This is a genomic window from Streptomyces sp. NPDC007929 (assembly GCF_042959065.1).
In the GTDB taxonomy this organism is placed as follows: domain Bacteria; phylum Actinomycetota; class Actinomycetes; order Streptomycetales; family Streptomycetaceae; genus Streptomyces.
In genome coordinates, this window is the sequence record NZ_JBIBKD010000006.1 from 236568 (window position 1) to 255730 (window position 19163).

A 19163-nucleotide genomic window follows, 5' to 3' on the forward strand; every position below is an offset into this window, starting at 1 on the left:
AAACGTGGGCGAAACGTCGTCCGTCGGGTGAGACGGTGTTGAGTGGGGACATGGCGAATCTTGAGGCGGAGCTTCGTGGGGCCGTCCGCGGCGAGGTCGGGTTCGATGTCACCTCCCGGGCCCTGGTCACCATGGACGCGTCCAACTACCGGCGGGTGCCGCGCGGGGTCGTCGCCCCGGTGGACGCCGACGACGTGGCCGCGGTCCTGGCGGTCTGCCGGGAGCACGGTGTGCCCGTCGTCGCCCGCGGCGCGGGCACCTCCATCGCCGGGCAGGCCACCGGCACCGGCGTCGTCCTGGACTTCACCCGGCACATGAACCGGCTGGTCGCCCTGGACTCCGGGGCGCGGACGGCCGTCGTGCAGCCTGGGCTGGTGCTGGACCGGCTCCAGGAGGCCGCCGCCCCGCACGGGCTGCGCTTCGGGCCGGACCCGTCCACCCACAGCCGGTGCACGCTCGGCGGCATGATCGGCAACAACTCGTGCGGCTCGCACTCGGTGGCGTGGGGCACGACCGCGGACAGCGTGCGGGAGCTGGACGTCGTCACCGCCCGGGGCGCGCGGCTGCGACTGGGGCGGGACTGGGCCGGGGCGCCGGACGGGCTGCGCGAACTCGCCGAGGGGGAACTCGCCCGGCTGCGCACCGGCTTCCCGCGGCTGCCGCGCCGCATCTCCGGCTACGCACTGGACGCCCTGCTCCCGGAGAACGGCGCCGACGTGGCCCGCTCCTTCTGTGGCTCCGAGGGCACGCTCGGGGTGCTGACGGAGGCGGTCGTGGGACTGGTCGAGGCGCCACGCGCGCGTGCGCTGGCCGTGCTGGGCTACGCCGACGAGAGCGCGGCGGCCGAGGCGGCGGCCGGGCTGCTGCCCTTCGGTCCGCTCACGGTGGAGGGCATGGCCGCGGACCTGGTGCCGTCCCCGGCCGAGCTGCCGCGCGGCGGGGCCTGGCTGTTCGTCGAGACCGGCGGGGAGTCGGCGGGCGAGGCACGCGCGCGTGCGGAGACGATCGTGCGGGCCGCCGACGTCCTGGACGCGCTCGTGGTCACCGACCCGGCCGGGCAGCGGGCGCTGTGGCGGATCCGGGAGGACGCGAGCGGTACGGCGACACGTATGCCGGACGGGACCGAGGCCTGGCCCGGCTGGGAGGACTGCGCGGTGCCGCCCGCCCGGCTCGGGGCGTATCTGCGGGACTTCCGGGCGCTGATGGCGGCGCACGGGCTGCGCGGCACGCCGTACGGGCACTTCGGGGACGGCTGCATCCACGTCCGGATCGACTTCGACCTGCTCACCGAGGCCGGTGTCGCCCGCTTCCGCCGCTTCTCGGAAGAGCTCGCGGAGCTGGTGGTGGCGCACGGCGGGTCGCTGTCCGGGGAGCACGGAGACGGGCAGGCGCGGGCGGAACTGCTGCCGAGGATGTACGGGCAGGAGATGGTGGGCCTCTTCGAGCGGGTCAAGGGCGTATGGGACCCGGACGACCTGCTCAACCCCGGGATGCTGGTCCGCCCCGCGCCCCTGGACAGCGGCCTGCGCTTCTCCGTCCTGCCCCGCGAGCCGGTCGACGTGGCGTTCGGCTACCCCGCCGACGGCGGCGACTTCTCGGCGGCGGTACGACGCTGCGTGGGGGTCGCCAAGTGCCGTACGACGTCGGTGTCCGGCCCGGGCGTCATGTGCCCGTCCTTCCGGGTGACGGGAGCGGAGGAGCACTCCACGCGGGGTCGTGCCCGGCTGCTGCACGAGATGCTCGCCGGTGAGGTGGTGACGGACGGCTGGCGCTCCGAGGAGGTCCGGGACGCGCTGGACCTGTGCCTGTCCTGCAAGGGCTGCCGGTCGGACTGCCCGGTCGGGGTGGACATGGCCACGTACAAGGCGGAGTTCCTGCACCGGCACTACGCCGGGCGGCCCCGCCCCGCCGCGCACGTGGTGATGGGCCGGCTGCCGGTGTGGCTCCGGGCAGTGTCCCGCACGCATACGGCATGGCTGGTCAACACCCTGTCCCGGATACGGCCCCTGGCATGGGCGGCGAAACGGCTGGGCGGTCTCGCACCCGAGCGGGAGATTCCGCGCGTGGCGACACGGACGTTCAGCCGGTGGTGGGAGCGGCGCAGGGCTTCGGGCCCTTCTGCGGAGGGCTCCAGCGGGGAGGGCCCCACCGGGGAGGGCCCCAGCGCGGAGAGCCCCAGCGGGGAGGGCCCTACCGCGGAGAGCCCCACCGGGGCGGGCCTCACCGCAGAGGGCTCCAGCGCGGAGAGCCCCAGCGCCCAGGGCCCGATCGCGGAGAAGCTCACCGCCCAGGGCCGGACCGCAGAGGGCCCTGCCACCCAGGGCCCGACCGCCGCAGAGAACCTCAGCGCCCAGGGCCCCACCGCGCGGGGCGACCTGGTCGTGCTGTGGCCCGACACCTTCACCGAGCATCTCTCGCCGGCCGTCGGGCAGGCGGCCGTGCGGGTGCTGGAGGCGGCCGGGCTGCGGGTGGCGTTGCCGCCGACGCTGCGGCTGGAGAAGCCGCCGGTGGGGGACGGCAGGACCGTCGCCCTCGATCCGCTGTCCCTGCTGCGCGGCCGGGGCCGGGTCTGCTGCGGGCTGACGTATGTGTCGACGGGCCAGCTCGACCGGGCCCGGGCCGTCATGCGCCGCACGCTGGACCTGATGGAACCGGTCCTGGAGACCGACGCCCCGGTCGTCGTCCTGGAGCCGAGCTGCGCCGCCGCCCTGCGCACGGACGTCCCCGAGCTGCTGCACGACGACCCCCGTGCGGCCCGGCTCGCCGCCAAGGTCCGCACCTTCGCCGAGGCGCTGGAGCGCCACGCACCCGGCTGGACGCCGCCGCGCGTGGACCGTCCGGTGGCCGGGCAGACCCACTGCCACCAGCACGCGATGCTCGGCGACGCCGCCGACCGCAGGCTGCGCGAAGCGGCCGGGCTCACCGGCGAACTGAGCGGCGGCTGCTGCGGCCTGGCCGGGAACTTCGGCTTCGAGAAGGGCCACTACGAGGTGTCCACCGCCTGCGCCGAGGAACAGCTCCTGCCGTCCGTACGGGACGCCCCGGACGGCACGGTGGTCCTGGCGGACGGCTACTCCTGCCGCACCCAGCTGGAGCAACTGGCGGGCGTGCGCGGCAGGCACCTTGCGGAGGTCCTGGCCGAGGCCCTGGACGGGGACCCCGGGCACGACGGGGGGTGAGGCGTCGGACCACGGGCCGGGCGGGCCTCCGGATGAGGCGTTCGGGCCACGGGGTCGGCGGACCCGAGTGTCTGAGCCGGGGGAGGGACGCGGCCGCTCCTAGGCTCGCGAGACCAGTCACCGCCCGCCGAGGGCCGCTGCTCGAAGGAGCCGCCGCATGAGCGTCCGCGTTCAGCCGATCACCCGTGACGAGCACCTCGCGTTCGTCACGGCACGCCGGCGCGCCAGTCACACCCAGGTCCCCTCCTGGGGCGACGTCAAGCCCGACTGGGAGGCGGAGAGCCTCGGCTGGTTCGACGACGCCGGACAGCTCGTCGGCGCGGGGCTCGTGCTGCTGCGCCCGCTGCCGGGGCCGCGGGTGCCCGGGCTGCCGCGCCACCTCGCGTACCTGCCCGAGGGCCCGCTCCTCGACTGGCACGGACCCGGCCTCGACCGCCTGCTGGAGCCGATGCTCGCGCACCTGAGGCGGCGCGGCGCCTTCGCGGTGCGGATGGGTCCGCCGGTCGTGGTGCGCCGCTGGAGCGCCGAGGCGGTCAAGGAGGCCATCGCGGACCCGGCCGCCCGGCGGCTGCGCGACGTGCGGGCGACGTCGTACGAACCGCGCGCCGGGCAGGTCGCGGACCATCTGCGCCGCATGGGCTGGCGGCAGGCCGAGGCCTCCGGCGACGACGGTTTCGCCCCGGGCCAGCCCCGGTACGTCTTCCAGGTGCCGTTCGCCGGCCGGTCGCTGGAGGAGATCCACGGCGGCCTGAACCAGCAGTGGCGCCGCAACATCAAGAAGGCCGAGAAGGCCGGGGTGAAGGTCGTCCGAGGCGACCTGGAGGACCTGCCGGCCTTCCACGAGCTGTACAGCGAGACCGCCGAACGGGACCGCTTCATCCCCCGCCCGCTGCCGTACTTCCAGCGCATGTGGAGCGCGCTCACCGCCGAACACCCCGACCGGATGCGGCTCTACCTCGCCTACCACGACGGCGAGGTGCTCGCCGCGGCCACCATGCTGACCGTCGGCGACCACGTCTGGTACTCCTACGGCGCCTCCACCGCCCGCCGCCGTGAGGTCCAGCCGAGCAGCGCCGTGCAGTGGCGCATGATGACCGACGCGCACGAACTCGGCGCCGCCGTCTACGACCTGCGCGGCATCACCGACACCCTGGAGGAGTCCAGCCACCTGCTGGGCCTGCTCCGCTTCAAGGTGGGCACCGGTGGCGAGGCCGTGGAGTACCTCGGCGAGTGGGACTACCCGCTCAACCGGCTGCTGTACAAGGCGCTGAACCTGTACCTCGCCCGCCGCTGACGTCTCACAGCACGAGACAGAGGTAAAAAGGGTTCACGCACCTGACGGAGTCCATTACCCTGGACTGTGCAGTGCACCGGACTGTACGTAGCGTGTATTCCGGTGTACGCACCGCACACGTCCAGCACCCCTGACACCGATTCCCGAGCACAGGACCGCCCGTGACCACGCCGGAGACCGCCACCTCGCCCTCGTCCTCGCCCGCGTCCGCCGACGCCACCGCGCCGGCCGCCGGCCCGGGGCGGCTCGGCTCCCTCGGGCCCGTGGGCCTGGTGCTGGCGGGCGGGATCTCCGTGCAGTTCGGCGGCGCCCTGGCCGTGACGCTGATGCCCAGGGCGGGTGCCCTCGGGGTAGTGGCCCTGCGCCTGCTGGTAGCCGCCGTCGTGCTGCTCCTGGTCTGCCGCCCGCGGCTGCGCGGCCACTCGCGCACCGACTGGGGCACGGTCGTGGTCTTCGGCATCACCATGGCCGCGATGAACGGCCTCTTCTACCAGGCCGTCGCGCGCATCCCGCTGGGCCCGGCGGTCACGCTGGAGGTGCTCGGCCCGCTCGCCCTCTCGGTCTTCGCCTCCCGCCGCGCGATCAACGTCGTCTGGGCGGCTCTCGCCCTCGCCGGTGTGTTCCTCCTCGGCGGGGGAGGTATCACCGGGCTCGACCCCACAGGGGCGGCCTTCGCCCTGGGTGCGGGCGCCATGTGGGCGGCCTACATAGTCTTCAGCGCCCGCACCGGCCGCCGCTTCCCGCAGGCGGACGGGCTGGCCCTGGCCATGGCGGTGGGAGCGGTGCTGTTCCTGCCCCTGGGCATCGCCGAGTCGGGGGCGAAGCTGCTCGACCCGGTGACGCTGGGCCTGGGCGCGGCGGTCGCCCTGCTCTCCTCCGTACTGCCCTACACCCTCGAACTCCTCGCCCTGCGCCGCCTGCCCGCCTCCACCTTCGCGATCCTGATGAGCCTCGAACCGGCCATCGCCGCGACGGCCGGCTTCCTCATCCTCGACCAGGCCCTCAGCGCCGCCGAGGCCGCCGCGATCGCCCTCGTCGTCGCGGCGAGCATGGGCGCGGTGCGCACCCAGGTGGGCCGCGGTCGCAAGAAGCGGGCGGCGCTGGAGAGCACGGGCTTGGAGGGCTGATCAGCCCCGCGAGGGATCGCCCCCCCAGGGGCGCGGCGGCCCCTGGCCGGCCCGGCCCCTCGCGAGGGATCGCCCCCCCAGGGGCGCGGCGGCCCCTGGTCGGCCCGGCCCCGCTGTCAGTGCCGGGTGCCAGACTGCCGGCATGACCGCATCGGACCCCAAGGCCGACCTCCTCCGCTACCTCCAGGACGCTCGTGACGCCCTGCTGTGGAAGCTCGACGGACTCTCCGAGTACGACATCCGCCGCCCCCTGACACCGACCGGCACCAATCTGCTGGGGCTGGTCAAACACGCCGCGGGGGTGGAACTCGGATACTTCGGCGACACCTTCGGCCGGCCGTACTTCGACGAGAACCCACCGTCCTGGTGGTGGACGCAGGACGCCGAAGCCAACGCCGACATGTGGGCCACCCCCGACGAGTCGCGTGAGGACATCGCCGGGCTCTACCGACGGGCGTGGGAGCACGCGAACGCCACGATCGCCGCGCTGCCGCTGGACGCGACCGGTCGTGTGCCCTGGTGGCCCGAGGAGCGCCGGGAGACGACGCTGCACCACCTCCTGGTGCGCGTGATCGCCGACACCAGCCGGCACGCGGGCCACGCCGACATCGTGCGCGAACTCATCGACGGGTCGGTGGGCCTGACGCAGGGCAAGGACAGCATGCCCCCGGGCGACCGGGCCATGTGGGAGGCCCATCGGCAGCGACTGGAGGAGGCGGCGAGGGAAGCGGACGAAACGGCCTGAGCGCGGCCCAAGACCGGTTGGTAGGGCACGCGCCCGGCCACTGCCACATTTTCATGCAAGCACGCTTGATTGTTTCCATCCTCGCTGCCATGCTCCTCAGCACGCCGCACCACCCCGCACGCCGCACCACCCCGCACCCGCACCACCCGGCATACCGTCGTGCCCCGTACACCGCTGTGCCCCGAGGGGAGCGCCCCGTGTCCGATCCGACGTCCGTGATCGACGACCTGCGTGAGGAGAGCGAGGAACTCGACCGCCTCGTGGCCGGGTTGCCCCCGCGGCGCTGGTCGCTCGCGACCCCCGCGCCCGGCTGGTCCGTGGCCCATCAGATCGCCCATCTCGCCTGGACGGACCACTCGGCCCTGCTCGCCGTCACGGACCCCGACGGTTTCCACGCCCTGGTCGAGAAGGCCCTCGCCGCGCCCGGCTCCTTCGTCGACGAGGGTGCCGAGGAGGGCGCGCGTCTCCCGCCCGGCGAGTTGCTCGCCCGGTGGCGCGACGGTCGCGCGGCACTGGAGGAGGCCCTGCGGGCCGCCCGGCCCGGGGCGCGCTTCCCCTGGTACGGCCCGCCCATGTCAGCGCCCTCCATGGCGACGGCCCGTCTGATGGAGACCTGGGCCCACAGGCAGGACGTGGCCGACGCCCTGGGTGTGGTGAGCCCACCCACCGACCGGCTGCGGCATGTGGCCTGGCTCGGGGTGCGGACCCGTGACTTCGCCTTCGGTGTGCACGGCCTCACCCCGCCCGCCGACCCCTTCCGGGTCGAACTGCGTGCCCCCTCCGGCGACCTGTGGACCTACGGCCCCGAGGACGCCGAGCAGCGTCTCACCGGGACCGCCCTCGACTTCTGCCTGCTGGTCACCCAGCGCGCCCACCGTGCCGACCTCACCCTGCGCGCCGACGGCCTCGACGCCGACCGCTGGCTGGACATCGCCCAGGCCTTCGCCGGGCCGCCGGGCGCCGGGCGGCCGCCGAAGGAGTCCGCCTCGTGATGCCCGAGCCCGGCGGCAGGGAGGCAGCCGCGTGACAACCCTCCGCATCGGCAACGCCTCCGGCTTCTACGGCGACCGTTTCGACGCCATGCGCGAGATGCTCACCGGCGGCGAACTCGACGTCCTCACCGGTGACTACCTCGCCGAACTGACCATGCTGATCCTCGGCCGGGACCGGCTGAAGGACCCCGCCGCCGGGTACGCCCGCACCTTCCTGCGGCAGTTGGAGGAGTGCCTCGGACTCGCGCACGAGCGGGGCGTCCGGATCGTCACCAACGCCGGAGGGCTGAACCCGGCCGGACTCGCGGACGCCGTAAGGCAGTTGGCTGACCGGCTGGGCATCCCCGTACGCGTCGCCCAGGTGGCGGGCGACGACCTCACCGCGGCGCATCCGGGCTCCCTCGCCGCGCACGCCTACCTCGGCGGCTTCGGCATCGCGGAGTGCCTGCGGGCGGGCGCCGACGTCGTCGTCACCGGGCGGGTGACGGACGCGGCCCTGGTCACCGGGCCCGCCGCCGCCCACTTCGGATGGACACCGCAGGACCACGACCGGCTCGCGGGGGCCGTGGTCGCCGGGCACGTCCTGGAGTGCGGGGCGCAGGCCACCGGCGGAAACTACGCCTTCTTCCGGGACGGCGACGCCCGCCGCCCCGGCTTCCCCCTCGCCGAGCTGCACGAGGACGGCAGCTGCGTCATCACCAAGCACCCCGGCACCGGCGGTTTCGTCGACGTCGGCACGGTCACCGCACAGCTGCTGTACGAGACGGCGGGGGCCCGGTACCCGGGGCCGGACGTCACCGCCCGGCTGGACACCGTACGGCTGCACCAGGACGGGCCCGACCGGGTGCGGATCGAGGGCGTGCGCGGGGAGGCACCGCCGCCCACGCTCAAGGTCGGGCTCAACCGGCTCGGCGGCTTCCGCAACGAGGTCGTCTTCGTGCTCACCGGCCTCGACATCGAGGCCAAGGCCGCCCTGGTGCGGGAGCAGCTGGAACCGGCCCTCGGCAAGGTCGCCGACGTGCGCTGGGAGCTGGCCCGCACCGACCGCCCCGACGCCCCGACCGAGGAAACGGCGAGCGCGTTGCTGCGGCTCGTCGTACGGGACCCCGACCAGGGAGCCGTGGGGCGGGTGCTGAGCGGGGCGGCCGTGGAGCTGGCGCTGGCCAGTTACCCCGGCTTCCATGTGCTGGCCCCACCCGGAAAGGGCTCGCCCTATGGGGTCTTCGAGGAGGTGTACGTCTCCCATAGGGAAGTCGACCATGTGGCCGTCCTCCATGACGGGCGCCGCATCCCCGTGCCGCCGGCCCACGACACGGCCGTACTCGACGCGGTGCCGCAGCCGCCGCTACCGCAGCCGCCGCTGCCGCAGCCGCCGGAGCCCGGGCCCACCCGGCGTGCCCCCCTCGGGCTGGTCGCGGGCGCCCGCAGCGGGGACAAGGGCGGAAACGCCAACGTCGGGGTGTGGGCGCGCACGGACGAGGCCTGGCGCTGGCTCGCGCACGAGCTGACCGCCGACCGGTTCCGCGAGCTGATCCCCGAGAGCCGCGAACTGACCGTCGTACTGCACGTACTGCCGAACCTGCGCGCCCTCAACTTCGTCGTCGAGGGCATCCTCGGCGCCGGTGTCGCCGCCCAGCACCGCTTCGATCCGCAGGCCAAGGCCCTCGGCGAATGGCTGCGCTCCCGCCACCTGGAGATACCGGAGGCCCTCCTGTGACCGTCCTGTCCTCCGCGCTCGACCCCGCGGCGCCCGAGTACCGGGCCAACCGCGAGGAGATGCTCGCCAAGCTCGCCGCGCTCGACGCCGAGCACGCCAAGGCCCTCGCGGGTGGCGGAGAGAAGTACGTCGCCCGGCACCGGGGGCGCGGCAAGCTCCTCGCCCGTGAGCGCATAGAGCTGCTCCTCGACCCCGACACGCCGTTCCTGGAGCTGTCCCCGCTGGCCGCCTGGGGCAGCGACTACACCGTCGGCGCGTCCCTCGTCACCGGGATCGGGGTGGTGGCGGGCGTGGAGTGCCTGATCACCGCCAACGACCCGACCGTGCGCGGCGGAGCGAGCAACCCCTGGTCGCTTAAGAAGGCCCTGCGCGCCAACGACATCGCCCTCGCCAACCGGCTGCCCTGCATCAGCCTGGTGGAGTCCGGAGGAGCCGATCTGCCGTCGCAGAAGGAGATCTTCATCCCCGGCGGCGCCATCTTCCGCGACCTCACCCGGCTGTCCGCCGCCGGGATCCCGACCGTCGCGGTCGTCTTCGGCAACTCCACCGCGGGCGGCGCCTACGTCCCCGGCATGTCCGACCACGTGATCATGGTCAAGGAGCGGGCGAAGGTGTTCCTCGGCGGCCCGCCGCTGGTGAAGATGGCCACCGGCGAGGAGAGCGACGACGAGTCCCTGGGCGGCGCCGAGATGCACGCGCGCGTGTCCGGCCTCGCGGACTACTTCGCCGTCGACGAGCCGGACGCGCTCCGGCAGGCCCGCCGCGTGGTCGCCCGCCTCAACCACCGCAAGGCGTACGAGGATCCGGGGCCCGCCGAGCCGCCCACGTACGACCCGGAGGAGCTGCTGGGCGTCGTCCCCGGCGACCTCAAGAGCCCCTTCGACCCGCGCGAGGTCATCGCCCGGATCGTCGACGCCTCCGACTTCGACGAGTTCAAGCCGCTGTACGGCACGAGCCTGACCACCGGCTGGGCCGCCCTGCACGGCTACCCGGTCGGCATCCTCGCCAACGCCCAGGGCGTGCTGTTCAGCGCGGAGTCGCAGAAGGCCGCCCAGTTCATCCAGCTCGCCAACCAGCGCGACATCCCCCTGCTCTTCCTGCACAACACCACCGGCTACATGGTCGGCCGGGAGTACGAGCAGGGCGGCATCATCAAACACGGCGCGATGATGATCAACGCGGTCAGCAACAGCCGCGTGCCCCACCTCTCCGTCCTGATGGGCGCCTCCTACGGCGCCGGTCACTACGGCATGTGCGGCCGCGCCTACGACCCCCGCTTCCTCTTCGCCTGGCCCGGCGCCAAGTCCGCCGTCATGGGGCCGCAGCAGCTCGCCGGCGTGCTGTCGATCGTCGCCCGCCAGTCGGCCGCCGCCAAGGGGCAGCCCTACGACGACGAGGCCGACGCCGCGCTGCGCGCCATGGTCGAGCAGCAGATCGAGTCCGAGTCGCTGCCGATGTTCCTGTCCGGGCGGCTCTACGACGACGGCGTCATCGACCCGCGCGACACCCGCACCGTCCTCGGCCTGTGCCTGTCCGCGATCCACACCGCCCCCTACGAGGGCGCCCGCGGCGGCTTCGGCGTCTTCCGGATGTGAGGCACATGATCACTTCAGTACTGGTCGCGAACCGGGGCGAGATCGCCTGCCGTGTCGTCCGCACCTGCCGGGAGGCGGGGATCCGGACGGTCGCCGTGCACTCGGACGCCGACGGAGGCGCCCTCCACACGCGCGTGGCCGACACCGCCGTACGGCTGCCGGGGTCGGCGCCCGCCGACACCTATCTGCGCGGCGACCTGATCGTGCAGGCCGCCCTCGCCGCCGGCGCGGACGCGGTGCACCCCGGATACGGCTTCCTCTCCGAGAACGCCGGCTTCGCGCGGGCGGTCCAGGACGCCGGTCTGGTGTGGATCGGGCCGCCCCCGGAGGCGATCGAGGCGATGGCGTCCAAGACCCGCGCCAAGGAACTGCTCGGCATCGAGCCCCTGCGCGAGGTCACCGAGGCCGATCTGCCGGTGCTGGTGAAGGCGGCGGCGGGCGGCGGCGGCCGCGGCATGCGCGTCGTGCGGCATCTGGCCGACCTGGACACCGAGTTGGCCGCCGCCCGGGCCGAGGCCGCGAGCGCCTTCGGCGACGGCGAGGTGTTCGTCGAGCCGTATGTGGAGGGCGGCCGGCACGTCGAGGTGCAGGTGCTCGCCGACACCCACGGCACCGTGTGGGCACTCGGCACCCGCGACTGCTCCCTCCAGCGCCGTCACCAGAAGGTGATCGAGGAGGCCCCGGCGCCCGGACTGTCCGCAGCGCTCGACGAGGAGGTCCGCGCCCTCGCCGTACGGGCCGCCCGGGCGGTGGGGTACGTCGGCGCCGGAACCGTGGAGTTCCTCGTCGCGGGCGAGAGGGCGCACTTCCTGGAGATGAACACCCGCCTCCAGGTCGAACACCCCGTGACGGAGGCGGTGTTCGGGGTCGATCTCGTCGCCGAGCAGCTCCGCGTCGCCGAGGGCCAGGCTCTCGCGGACGCACCCCCGTGCGCGCGGGGCCACGCCGTCGAGGCCCGCCTCTACGCCGAGGACCCGGCCAGGGACTGGGCTCCGCAGACCGGCCGACTGCACCGCCTCACCGTCCCGGGCGCCGTACGCCTGGACACCGGTTACACCGACGGCGACGACATCGGCGTCCACTACGACCCCATGCTCGCCAAGGTCGTCGCCCACGCCCCCACCCGCGCCGAGGCGATCCGCAAGCTGGCCGCCGCCCTGGACCGCGCGGTGATCCACGGCCCCGTCACCAACCGCGACCTCCTGGTCCGCTCCCTGCGCCACCCCGAGTTCACCGCGGCCCGCATGGACACCGGCTTCTACGACCGCCACCTGCCGGACCTGACCGAGCCCGCTCCCGACCCGCACGCCCCCCTGGCCGCCGCCCTCGCCGACGCCCACGGCCGCTCCCGCTTCGGCGGCTGGCGCAACGTCCCCTCCCAGCCGCAGACCAAGCGGTACCTGATGGCGGGCGAGGAGCACGAGGTCCGGTACCGGCACGGCCGCGGGGGCCTGGAGGCGGCCGGGGCGCGGGTGGTGCACGCCGACGCGGGCCTGGTCGTACTCGAAGTGGACGGGGTACGGCGCAGGTACGAGGTCTCCCGCTACGGCGACCGGGTCCACGTCAACACCACCGCGCTGACCGCCCTGCCCCGCTTCCCCGACCCCACCGCCCAACACGCCCCCGGCTCCCTCCTGGCGCCCATGCCAGGGGTCGTCGTCCGCGTCGCCGACGGCCTCACGGCAGGAACACCGGTCAAGGCAGGCGAACCCCTCCTCTGGCTGGAGGCGATGAAGATGCAGCACAAGATCACGGCCCCGGTGACGGGAAGGCTGACCGAGCTGCACGCCGTACCCGGACAACAGGTGGAGCCGGGCATGTTGCTGGCGGTTGTGCAGCAGACCTGAAGGGGCGCGGGGAACTGCGCGCTCAGCCACGACGAAGGAGTCACATGACCGCGATCGAGACCCAAGACCACAAAGCCCTACGAGAAGCCGTCTCCGCCTTCGGCAAACGCCACGGCCAGGACACCGACAACACCCAACTCTGGCAGGAAGCCGCCAAGCTCGGCTACATCGGCGTCAACCTGCCGGAGGCATACGGCGGTGGAGGCGCCGGCATCTCCGAACTCTCCCTCGTCCTGGAGGAACTCGGCGCCGCGGGCAACCCCCTGCTGATGATGATCGTCTCCCCGGCCATCTGCGGCACGGTGATCGCCCGCTTCGGCACGGACGCCCAGAAGCAGCAGTGGCTCCCCGCCCTGGCGGACGGCACCCGCCTCATGGCGTTCGGGATCACCGAGCCCGACGCAGGCTCCAACTCCCACCGCATCACCACCACGGCCCGCCGCGACCCGGACAGCGGCGACTGGCTCCTCACCGGCCGCAAGGTCTTCGTCTCCGGCGTGGACATCGCCGACGCGACCCTCATCGTCGGCCGCACCGAGGACGCCCGCACCGGCCGCCTCAAGCCCTGCCTGTTCATCGTCCCGCGCGACACCCCCGGCTTCACCCGCCGCGCCATCGACATGGAACTGAACGCCGTGGAGAAGCAGTTCGAACTGGTCCTGGACGACGTACGGCTGCCGGCCGACGCTCTGGTCGGGGACGAGGACGCGGGCCTGCTCCAGCTCTTCGCCGGCCTCAACCCCGAGCGCGTCATGACCGCCGCCTTCGCGATCGGCATGGGCCGCTACGCCCTCGCCAAGGCCATCGAGTACGCCCGCGACCGCACCGTCTGGAACACCCCCATCGGCGCCCACCAGGCCATCGCCCACCCCCTGGCCCAGGCGCACATCGACCTCGAACTCGCCCGCCTGATGACGCAGAAGGCCGCCGCCCTCTACGACGCGGGCGACGACATGGCCGCCGGGGAGGCCGCCAACATGGCCAAGTACGCGGCCGGGGAGGCCTGTGTGAAGGCCGTCGACCAGGCCGTGCACACCCTCGGCGGCAACGGCCTCACCCGTGAGTACGGCCTGGCCCGGCTGATAACGGCCGCGCGCGTGGCTCGTATTGCCCCGGTGAGCCGGGAGATGATTCTCAACTACGTCTCCCACCAGACCCTGGGCCTGCCCAAGTCGTACTGAGGACCCTGAGACGGCCCGCGCCGCGAGGAGGAACCCGCCCATGTTCCGCAGCGAGTACGCAGACGTCCCGCCCGTCGACCTGCCCATCCACGACGCGGTCCTGGCCCGGGCCGCCGAGTTCGGCGACACCCCGGCGCTGATCGACGGCACCGACGGCACCACCCTCTCGTACGAGCAGGTGGACCGCTTCCACCGGCGCGTCGCCGCCGCCCTCGCCGAGGCCGGAGTCCGCAAGGGCGACGTCCTGGCCCTGCACAGCCCCAACACCGTCGCCTTCCCGACCGCCTTCTACGCCGCCACGCGCGCGGGTGCCACCGTCACCACCGTGCACCCGCTGGCCACCGCCGAGGAGTTCGCCAAGCAACTGCGGGACTGCGCGGCACGCTGGATCGTCACCGTCTCACCGCTGCTGGACACCGCCCGCCGGGCCGCCGAACTCGCGGGCGGCATACGGGAGATATTCGTCTGCGACAGCGCGAGCGGCCACCGCTCCCTGATCGACATGCTGGCCTCCACCGCCCCCGAGCCGCGGATCGCCATCGACCCGGCCGAGGACGTCGCGGCCCTGCCGTACTCCTCCGGGACCACCGGCACCCCCAAGGGCGTGATGCTCACGCACCGGCAGATCGCCACCAACCTCGCCCAGCTCCACCCGGCGGTCCCCGCGGGCCCGGGAGAACGGGTCCTGGCGGTCCTGCCGTTCTTCCACATCTACGGCCTCACCGCCCTGATGAACGCGCCCCTGCGGCAGGGCGCCACCGTCGTCGTCCTGCCCCGCTTCGACCTGGAGCAGTTCCTCGCGGCCGTCCAGAACCACCGCATCACGGCGCTGTACGTGGCCCCGCCGATCGTCCTGGCCCTCGCCAAGCACCCGGCCGTCGCCCAGTACGACCTGTCGTCCCTGCGGTACATCATCAGCGCCGCCGCACCCCTGGACGCCCGCCTCGCCGCCGCCTGCTCCCGGCGGCTCGGCCTGCCGCCCGTCGGCCAGGCCTACGGCATGACCGAACTCTCGCCCGGCACCCACGTCGTCCCCCTGGACGCCATGGACGACGCCCCGCCCGGCACCGTCGGCAAGCTCATCGCCGGCACCGAGATGCGCGTCGTCTCCCTCGACGACCCCGGCAAGGACCTCCCGCCCGGTGAATCCGGCGAGATCCTCATCCGCGGTCCCCAGATCATGAAGGGCTACCTCGGCCGCCCCGACGCCACCACCGCGATGATCGACCCCGACGGCTGGCTGCACACCGGCGACGTCGGCCATGTCGACGGCGACGGGTGGCTGTTCGTCGTCGACCGGGTCAAGGAACTCATCAAGTACAAGGGCTTCCAGGTGGCCCCCGCCGAGCTGGAGGCCCTGCTGCTGACCCACCCCGGCATCGCCGACGCCGCCGTCATCGGCAGGTACGACGCCGACGGCAACGAGATCCCGCACGCCTACGTCGTCCGCCAGCCGTCCGCCGCGGACCTCACCGAGGCGGAGATCATGATGTACGTCGCCGAGCGCGTGGCCCCCTACAAACGGATCCGCCGCGTCACCTTCATCGTCGGCGTCCCCCGCGCGGCCTCCGGCAAGATCCTCCGCCGACAGCTCAGGGAGAGCGCATGACACTGATCGCCCGTACCCGCGCGCGTGCCGTTCAGACCCTGACCCTCGACGCGCCGCACAACCGCAACGCCCTGTCGGCGGCCCTCGTCGGCGAACTGGCCGACGCGCTCACCGGCGCGGGGAAGGACTCCGGCGTCCGCGCGGTCGTCCTGACCCACACCGGCAACACGTTCAGCGCGGGCGCCGACCTCAAGGACCCGCCGCCGCCCGAGGCGCTGGTCGCCCTGCTGCGGCAGATCATCGCCCTGCCCAAGCCGGTGCTCGCCCGGGTCACCGGGCACGTCCGCGCGGGCGGCCTGGGCCTGCTGGCCGCCTGCGACATCGCGGCCGCCGCCACGGACGCCACCTTCGCCTTCACGGAAGTGCGCATCGGTGTCGCCCCCGCGGTCATCTCCCTGCCGTTGCTGCCCCGCACCAACCCGCGCGCCCTGGCCCGCCACTACCTCACCGGCGAACGCTTCGACGCGGCGGAGGCGGTGGCCACGGGCCTGCTCACGGCCTGTGACAGCGATGTCGACCGGGTCCTCGACCCCATCCTCGACGGTCTGCGCCGCTCCGCCCCCGAGGCCCTGGCCGAGACGAAACGGCTGCTCACGGCTAGGGTGCTGGAAGCCTTCGACCGGGACGCCGCCGACCTGACCGCGCTCTCGGCCCGGCTGTTCGCCTCCCCGCAGGCCAGGGAGGGGATGACGGCCTTCCTCGAACGACGGGATCCGGCATGGGTGGTGTGAGCACGGCCGACCGTGCGGAGAGAGTCCCCAAGCAGGACCGCAGCCGGGCCACCCGGCAGCGGCTCCTCGAAGCCGCGGTGTCCTGCCTCGCCGAACACGGCTGGGCGGGCTCCACCGTCTCCGTGGTCGCCGAACGCGCGGGCGTCTCCCGCGGCGCCGCCCAGCACCACTTCCCGACCCGCGAGGACCTCTTCACGGCGGCCGTCGAGTACGTCGCCGAGGAACGCTCCACGGCCCTGCGCGACCTGTTCCCCGACGGCGCGGCCGGAGACCGCCACGCCGTCGTCGCCGCCCTGGTCGACCTCTACACCGGGCCGCTGTTCCGCGCCGCCCTCCACCTCTGGGTCGCCGCCTCCAACGAGGAGCAGCTGCGGCCCCGCGTCACCGAACTCGAATCGCGCGTCGGCCGTGAGACCCACCGCATCGCCGTCGACCTGCTGTCCGCCGACGAGACCGTCCCCGGCGTCCGTGAAACCGTCCAGGGCCTGCTGGACATGGCCCGCGGCCTGGGCCTGGCCAACCTCCTCACGGACGACGCGGCCCGCCGGGAACGGGTGGTCGCGCAGTGGGCGGGACTGCTGGAGGAGACGCTGCGCTGAGAGAGCAGGTGTCCGCGCGGAGGCGGGATGCGCGCCTCACGGGCTGAGCCGCTCCACCCGCCAGCTGCCGTCGGGCTGCTCCACGTACCGCAACCGGTCGTGCAGCCGGTTCTCGCGGCCCTGCCAGAACTCCACCGCCTGCGGGGCCACCCGGAAACCGCCCCAGTGCGGCGGCACCGGCACCTGCTCGCCCTCCGGGTAGCGGGCAGCGAGTTCGGCGTACGCGGCGTCGAGGTCGGCGCGGGTGGCGACCACCGAGGACTGGGCGCTGGCCCAGGCCCCCAGCTGGGAGCCGTGCGGCCGGGTGCGGAAGTACGCGGCCGTCTCGTCCCGGCCGGTGCGCCGGGCGATCCCCGTCACGATGACCTGCCGGGCCATCGGGTGCCAGGGGAACAGCAGCGAGACGTGCGGGTTCTCCGCCAGGTCACGCGCCTTGCGGGAGTCGTAGTTCGTGTAGAAGACGAACCCCTGCTCGTCGAAGTGCTTCAGGAGCACCGTGCGGGCGGTCGTGCGGCCCTCGGCGTCGGCCGTCGAGACGATCATGGCGTTCGGCTCGAACAGCCCGCCGTCCATCGCGGCCTGCTTGAACCAGCGCGCGAACTGCTCGACGGGGGAGGCGGCCAGCTCGGTCTCGGAGAGCCCCTCGGCCCGGTACTGCTTGCGCATCGAGGCCAGATCGAAAGGGACGTCGTCGCGGTCGGTCACCCGGTCATCTTGCCGTACGGGCGGTGTCCTTCGTCACTGCGTGGCACTGAGTGCCGTGAACCCTCCCCAAATATGGCACTCGGGGATATCGTTTCGGTGCCGTATCGGTTGGGTGACCGCCGACCGTTCGGGGCATCACAGGGGAGACCGGCCAGGGCCGCGAGTCGCGCGGACGACCGTGGATCCTCCGGACGGTCGCCCGCTTCGCAAGCTGACTGACACATGGTTCGTTCGTCCCACCCCACCAACACCATCTGTCACATACATCACGAGGAGCCGCCTGATGTCCGACTTCGTACCCGGGCTCGAGGGAGTCGTCGCGTTCGAGACGGAGATCGCCGAACCGGACAAGGAGGGCGGCGCACTCCGGTACCGGGGCGTCGACATCGAGGACCTGGTCGGTCACGTCTCGTTCGGCAACGTCTGGGGCCTGCTCGTCGACGGCGCCTTCAACCCCGGCCTGCCGCCCGCCGAGCCGTTCCCCATCCCCGTGCACTCCGGCGACATCCGCGTCGACGTCCAGTCCGCCCTGGCGATGCTCGCGCCCGTCTGGGGCCTCAAACCCCTCCTCGACATCGACGCCGAGCAGGCCCGCGCCGACCTGGCCCGGGCAGCCGTCATGGCGCTCTCCTACGTCGCGCAGTCCGCGCGCGGCCAGGGCCTGCCGATGGTCCCGCAGCGGGAGATCGACAAGGCGCAGTCGGTCGTCGAGCGGTTCATGATCCGCTGGCGCGGCGAGCCGGACCCCAAGCACGTGGCGGCGGTGGACGCGTACTGGACGAGCGCCGCGGAGCACGGCATGAACGCGTCCACGTTCACGGCCCGGGTCATCGCCTCGACCGGCGCGGACGTCGCGGCGGCGCTGTCCGGAGCCGTCGGCGCCATGTCCGGCCCGCTGCACGGCGGCGCCCCCTCGCGCGTCCTCGGCATGATCGAGGAGATCGAGCGCACGGGCGACGCGGAGGCCTACGTCAGGAACGCGCTGGACAAGGGTGAACGCCTCATGGGCTTCGGGCACCGCGTCTACCGCGCCGAGGACCCGCGCGCCAGGGTCCTGCGCCGTACGGCCCGCGAGCTGGGAGCGCCCCGCTTCGAGGTCGCCGAGGCCCTGGAGAAGGCGGCCCTCGCGGAGCTCCACGCCCGCCGCCCCGACCGTGTCCTGGCCACCAACGTCGAGTTCTGGGCGGCCATCGTCCTGGACTTCGCCGAGGTCCCGGCCCACATGTTCACGTCCATGTTCACCTGCGCCCGCACCGCCGGCTGGTCCGCCCACATCCTGGAGCAGAAGCGCACCGGCCGGCTGGTCCGCCCCTCGGCCCGCTACGTGGGCCCGGGCACCCGCAACCCCCGCGAGATCGAGGGCTACGACGCCATCGCCCACTGACCCGCCCACCCCGCACGGCCTCACCCGACCCGGGGTGGGGCCGTCCGCGTGCGTCACCCCGCGAGCCGGTCGAGCTCCTCACCGATGGCCTCCCGCAGCCGGTCGTGCCGGGGCCCGAGCGCGAACCGCTCCTCGCTCCACCGCTGCCGCGGATAGAGCCACACGGGCAGCCGCACCAGCCCCTCGGGCTCCCAGTCGTAGCGGGGCCACACATGAGCGTGCAGGAACCCGGGCCAGATCGTCGGTCAGCAGGACCGAGTAGCCGGGCAGGAACTGCACATCGCCGATCACCGCGAATCCCGACCCCATCCGGCGCATCACGGCCGGGTTCTCACCCCGCAGGGCACTGCCGATCCGGTCGTCTCAGACGACACAACGCAGACGACCCGCGAGTCTGGTTCCTCCTGGGGAGGAGCCGGCCGGACGTACCGGCGACTCGCGGGTCGGGTGACTGCTGG

The 19163-nt window shown here is 73.4% G+C and carries 14 protein-coding genes and 1 pseudogene; 13 read left to right on the top strand and 2 right to left on the bottom strand.

All coding sequences use genetic code 11. The features are described from left to right. The first annotated feature begins 50 nt into the window (after positions 1 to 50). The 12 genes from ACFZDE_RS21875 (at position 51) to ACFZDE_RS21930 (ending at position 16616) form a co-directional block, all read left to right on the top strand. Positions 51 to 3179, top strand: a complete 3129-nt coding sequence (locus tag ACFZDE_RS21875; RefSeq protein ID WP_391201889.1) for an FAD-linked oxidase C-terminal domain-containing protein — start codon at positions 51 to 53, stop codon at positions 3177 to 3179. Positions 3180 to 3336: 157 nt separating this feature from the next. Then, on the top strand, positions 3337 to 4473 hold the full coding sequence (locus ACFZDE_RS21880; protein WP_391000841.1) for a peptidoglycan bridge formation glycyltransferase FemA/FemB family protein: 1137 nt from the start codon (positions 3337 to 3339) through the stop codon (positions 4471 to 4473). A 161-nt stretch (positions 4474 to 4634) separates the two neighbouring features. After that, entirely contained in the window at positions 4635 to 5600 is a 966-nt protein-coding gene (locus ACFZDE_RS21885) for an EamA family transporter (protein ID WP_391201891.1), read from the top strand. A 142-nt stretch (positions 5601 to 5742) separates the two neighbouring features. Next, a complete protein-coding gene (locus ACFZDE_RS21890; protein WP_391201894.1) occupies positions 5743 to 6345 on the top strand; it encodes a DUF664 domain-containing protein in 603 nt (200 codons plus the stop codon). Between the two features lie 197 nt (positions 6346 to 6542). After that, a complete protein-coding gene (locus tag ACFZDE_RS21895) occupies positions 6543 to 7337 on the top strand; it encodes a TIGR03084 family metal-binding protein (RefSeq protein ID WP_391201897.1) in 795 nt (264 codons plus the stop codon). 31 nt (positions 7338 to 7368) lie between these two features. Beyond that, positions 7369 to 9054, top strand: coding sequence for an acyclic terpene utilization AtuA family protein (locus ACFZDE_RS21900; protein ID WP_391201900.1), 1686 nt, complete (start codon positions 7369 to 7371; stop codon positions 9052 to 9054). Next, a complete protein-coding gene (locus ACFZDE_RS21905) occupies positions 9051 to 10649 on the top strand; it encodes a carboxyl transferase domain-containing protein (protein ID WP_391201903.1) in 1599 nt (532 codons plus the stop codon). Before ACFZDE_RS21900 ends, ACFZDE_RS21905 begins: the two co-directional genes overlap by 4 nt. Before the next feature lie 5 nt (positions 10650 to 10654). After that, on the top strand, positions 10655 to 12496 hold the full coding sequence (locus ACFZDE_RS21910; protein WP_391201906.1) for a biotin carboxylase N-terminal domain-containing protein: 1842 nt from the start codon (positions 10655 to 10657) through the stop codon (positions 12494 to 12496). A gap of 44 nt (positions 12497 to 12540) precedes the next feature. Next, the gene (locus ACFZDE_RS21915; protein ID WP_391201909.1) at positions 12541 to 13677 is read left to right on the top strand and encodes an acyl-CoA dehydrogenase family protein; all 1137 of its coding nucleotides are present in this window, start codon (positions 12541 to 12543) and stop codon (positions 13675 to 13677) included. A gap of 40 nt (positions 13678 to 13717) precedes the next feature. Further along, positions 13718 to 15286, top strand: a complete 1569-nt coding sequence (locus tag ACFZDE_RS21920; RefSeq protein WP_391201912.1) for an AMP-binding protein — start codon at positions 13718 to 13720, stop codon at positions 15284 to 15286. Continuing rightward, on the top strand, positions 15283 to 16017 hold the full coding sequence (locus tag ACFZDE_RS21925; RefSeq protein ID WP_391201914.1) for an enoyl-CoA hydratase family protein: 735 nt from the start codon (positions 15283 to 15285) through the stop codon (positions 16015 to 16017). Before ACFZDE_RS21920 ends, ACFZDE_RS21925 begins: the two co-directional genes overlap by 4 nt. Beyond that, a complete protein-coding gene (locus ACFZDE_RS21930) occupies positions 16005 to 16616 on the top strand; it encodes a TetR family transcriptional regulator (protein ID WP_391000872.1) in 612 nt (203 codons plus the stop codon). Before ACFZDE_RS21925 ends, ACFZDE_RS21930 begins: the two co-directional genes overlap by 13 nt. Positions 16617 to 16652: 36 nt before the next feature. Here the strand turns inward: ACFZDE_RS21930 and pdxH are convergent, their stop codons facing one another. Further along, positions 16653 to 17321, bottom strand: a complete 669-nt coding sequence (gene pdxH / locus ACFZDE_RS21935) for a pyridoxamine 5'-phosphate oxidase (protein WP_391201917.1) — start codon at positions 17319 to 17321, stop codon at positions 16653 to 16655. A gap of 283 nt (positions 17322 to 17604) precedes the next feature. Between pdxH and ACFZDE_RS21940 the strand changes: the two genes are divergently transcribed. After that, positions 17605 to 18705, top strand: coding sequence for a citrate synthase (locus ACFZDE_RS21940; protein WP_391000878.1), 1101 nt, complete (start codon positions 17605 to 17607; stop codon positions 18703 to 18705). 53 nt (positions 18706 to 18758) lie between these two features. Here ACFZDE_RS21940 and ACFZDE_RS21945 read toward each other — a convergent pair. Continuing rightward, positions 18759 to 19023: pseudogene (locus ACFZDE_RS21945) on the bottom strand (hypothetical protein). Between the last annotated feature and the right edge of the window lie 140 nt (positions 19024 to 19163).

Coding starts and splice junctions, on each gene's coding strand:
- ACFZDE_RS21875 (WP_391201889.1), top strand. CDS start 51: ATGGCGAATCTTGAGGCGGAGCTTCGTGGGGCCGTCCGCGGCGAGGTC.
- ACFZDE_RS21930 (WP_391000872.1), top strand. CDS start 16,005: ATGGGTGGTGTGAGCACGGCCGACCGTGCGGAGAGAGTCCCCAAGCAG.
- ACFZDE_RS21925 (WP_391201914.1), top strand. CDS start 15,283: ATGACACTGATCGCCCGTACCCGCGCGCGTGCCGTTCAGACCCTGACC.
- ACFZDE_RS21890 (WP_391201894.1), top strand. CDS start 5,743: ATGACCGCATCGGACCCCAAGGCCGACCTCCTCCGCTACCTCCAGGAC.
- ACFZDE_RS21940 (WP_391000878.1), top strand. CDS start 17,605: ATGTCCGACTTCGTACCCGGGCTCGAGGGAGTCGTCGCGTTCGAGACG.
- ACFZDE_RS21920 (WP_391201912.1), top strand. CDS start 13,718: ATGTTCCGCAGCGAGTACGCAGACGTCCCGCCCGTCGACCTGCCCATC.
- ACFZDE_RS21910 (WP_391201906.1), top strand. CDS start 10,655: ATGATCACTTCAGTACTGGTCGCGAACCGGGGCGAGATCGCCTGCCGT.
- ACFZDE_RS21880 (WP_391000841.1), top strand. CDS start 3,337: ATGAGCGTCCGCGTTCAGCCGATCACCCGTGACGAGCACCTCGCGTTC.
- ACFZDE_RS21915 (WP_391201909.1), top strand. CDS start 12,541: ATGACCGCGATCGAGACCCAAGACCACAAAGCCCTACGAGAAGCCGTC.